Source organism: Protofrankia sp. Cr1 (genome assembly GCF_963555865.1).
Classification (GTDB): Bacteria; Actinomycetota; Actinomycetes; order Frankiales; family Frankiaceae; genus Protofrankia.
The window spans coordinates 6,281-9,136 of the sequence record NZ_CAUVXO010000239.1; the positions used below are offsets into that span (position 1 = coordinate 6,281).

The window sequence follows — 2,856 nt, forward strand, 5'->3', positions numbered from 1 at the left end:
TTCTCCTGCTACCCTACGTGCCGCAGGTTGAGCTGATGCCGCGATTGTCCGTGGTGGTGTCGCATGGCGGGAACAACACCGTCTGCGAGGCGCTCGCGCACGGGGTTCCACTGGTTGTCGCGCCGGTCCGGGACGACCAGCCGATTATCGGTGAGCAGGTCGTACGCGCTGGCGCCGGTCTGCGGGTCCGGTTCGGGCGGGTGAGCGCGCCCGCGTTGCGCGAGTCGATCACGTCAGTGTTGGACGACCCATCCTTCCGCACGGCCGCCGGGCGGTTGCGCGAGGACTTCACGGCGGCCGGCGGCGTCACGGCCGCCGCGGACCACCTGCTTACGATGGTTTAGCCCGATCACGATGCTTGAGCCCGGTCAGGATGGTTTAGCCCGGTCAGGAGGCGATGCCGGGCGATGTTGTGGTGGCTGCCGATCCTGATGTGCGTCGGGATCATCGCGAACGGGATACGGCTGCGCGGCCGGCTCCGTCGCCTGGACACGGTGCCCGCGAGCGGCCGGCCGGTGGATCCGCGCCACGAGTTCCTGGTCGCCCGTGACGTCCGGCTCACCGCCGCCGCGCGCCGCGCCGCAAGCAACCACGCCAGGCGCGAACGCCTGCGGGTACTCGACCTCATCCCCGCTGATCTGACGGTCGAACGCGCGCTCGACGTCGCTCGGATGGTGGACACCCGGACCTACCGGACCGACCGCGCCGCGCTCGGCCGTGGAGCCTTTCAGGCGATCCTCGCGGACGCGGAGCTGTTGCACCGGGCCGGCATCGGCCAGCGGGAGGGCTTCGACCCGGTCGAGCTCGTCGACATCATCGCCCGGCTGAAGAACTATGCGACCACCGGCACGGATCTTGTGGTCGTACCTGGGCTGAGCGCCGCCCGGGATGATCCGGTCAGCAGGGCGCGCGTACAGAAACGGACCTACCGCGCTAAGCCGCTGAACCTGCTCGCCCCGACGTTTCGGGACATCGCCATGGTCTGCGGTGGATCCGTCAACCTGGGCTGGGCGCTGGTGGCCACCGTCCTCTTCTGGTTACAGCCCTTCTTCGTCTGTTTCGGGCGGGTGCCGTTGCAACCACGCGACCTTGCGCGCAGCCCGGTCGTTCGGATTCTCGCCGGTGTCGAATTTGTTGTCGCCGCGGCCAGGAATGGTCGCCGCACCGCTGCGCGGAAAAAATCGCTGAAGTCTTCGGGGCTGCCCGTGGACGGGGCAGAAAAGGATGTCCGGATAGCGGCCGGCCGATGCCGTGAGTCATTTCAGAGCCGGCTCGGGGAGGGCGCCGATGCCCTTCTGGAACCTGCTCGGGAAACCTGTCCGTGGTGCGGATCGCCTGACGTTGTGACCCGCCTTGAGTCCCGAGACCTTCAGCAGCTCACGCCCGGCCGTTTCCGGTTGGAGCGGTGCAGGGGATGTGGTCATGTTTTTGTCAACCCGCGGCTGACTAATGCGGTCGGCGACTTTTTCGGCTGCGGCCACGAGGACCTGGTGGACGGTCCTGCGGGATATTTTCCCGGCAGCATGCGGGTATACCGGGAACGCGCCGAGATGCAACGACCATTTGCCGCTCCGCGGGCCTGGCTCGACGTGGGAACCGGTTCCGGTCGCTTCTGCGATCGTGCTCGGGATATCTGGCCCGATACCGTGTTCGACGGGCTGGACACATCGCCGGGAGTTACCGAGGCCGGTCGCCGCGGGTGGGTCGATCATGCGTTCCAGGGAACTTTCGCCGACCGTGCCGCCGAGCTGGGTGGCCGTTACGACGTTGTCAGCATGTTCCGGTATCTGGAATATGCCCGCGATCCGTATCTCGAACTCGACCTGGCGGCCAAGACACTGGTCGCCGGGGGATATCTCCTGCTTGAGCTTCCCCATGCCCAGTGCCCGGCCGCGGGTTTCCTCGGGCGTTTCTGGGTGGGCTGGTCGGTCCCCCGGCATCTGCACCTGCCGACCCCCGACAACCTCACCGCGGCCCTGGCCGAACGCGGCCTGCGCCCGGTCGCACTCCGGTTCGGCCGGGTGCACCGACCGGGCGACCTCACCGCCGCTGTTCACCTTGCCCTGGCGCGGATGGCGCCGGACCCGAGGTTACCGTGGTTGCCCGCCGGGCCGACGGGTTGGCGCAGGTTGCGTCGCGGCAGCGCGCTGGTGCTGGCAACGCCATTTTTTCTGGCTGCCGCAGCGATGGATTTCGCGTTGCAGCCGGTGTTTCATGGTGGACGCCGCGCGAATGCCTTTCGGGTGGTCGCCCGAAAAGAGGTCTGAACGCTTGGGCCGATCGAGCTGTCATGCCGATCGGGCGGTCATGCGGATAGGACTGTTATCCCGATTGGTCCCCTATGTCGTTGCGCGGGTGTCCGGCCGCGGTCCGCCCGAATCGAGTGCTCTGGGCGCCGCGTCGTCCCGCCAGTCGCGGACGAGGCCGACGATGAAGATTCCGATGAAGAAAAACAGCAATGGCAGCAGGATCATCTGTGCTCCCAGCGGAAGAGGAGAGCCGGCGCGGCCGCACTGCGCAGGACAACCCCAGGTGCCTACCCTCCTGCGGAACACATCTCACCTGACGTCCGATCCCGGTGACGCTGTGACACACGTGGAGGTCGTCGGTGATGTTTTACCGATCCGGTGGCGGCAGCGTCCGGGCTGCCGTACCGTTCGCATCATCCAACGTCAACGCGGGAGCTTCCGCCACAAGGAGGCTGAGAGGGCGGTTGGGGTCACACCCGGGTGCCGCCGACCGCCGAACCTGTCCGGATAATGCCGGCGTAGGGAGCCATCGCCGTGGTGCTGCCTGTTGACCGAACCGCTTCGATTTCCGCATCCGGGCCAGCACCTGTGCCCGTTTCGGTACCCA

3 protein-coding genes and 1 riboswitch are annotated in these 2,856 nt (G+C 67.2%); of the genes, 2 read left to right on the forward strand and 1 reads right to left on the reverse strand.

What is annotated here, in order from left to right; genetic code table 11:
• The coding region (locus tag U9980_RS17485; RefSeq protein WP_322768900.1) for a glycosyltransferase at nt 1-344 on the forward strand (344 nt) is incomplete at its 5' end.
• Nucleotides 345-407: 63 nt separating this feature from the next.
• Nucleotides 408-2,267, forward strand: coding sequence for a class I SAM-dependent methyltransferase (locus U9980_RS17490; protein WP_322768901.1), 1,860 nt, complete (start codon nt 408-410; stop codon nt 2,265-2,267).
• 72 nt (nt 2,268-2,339) lie between these two features.
• Here the strand turns inward: U9980_RS17490 and U9980_RS17495 are convergent, their stop codons facing one another.
• Nucleotides 2,340-2,474 (reverse strand): hypothetical protein, encoded by a 135-nt coding sequence (locus tag U9980_RS17495; RefSeq protein WP_322749043.1) that lies wholly within the window; start codon nt 2,472-2,474, stop codon nt 2,340-2,342.
• A 193-nt stretch (nt 2,475-2,667) separates the two neighbouring features.
• Nucleotides 2,668-2,791: riboswitch (TPP riboswitch) on the forward strand.
• The last annotated feature ends 65 nt before the right edge of the window (nt 2,792-2,856 follow it).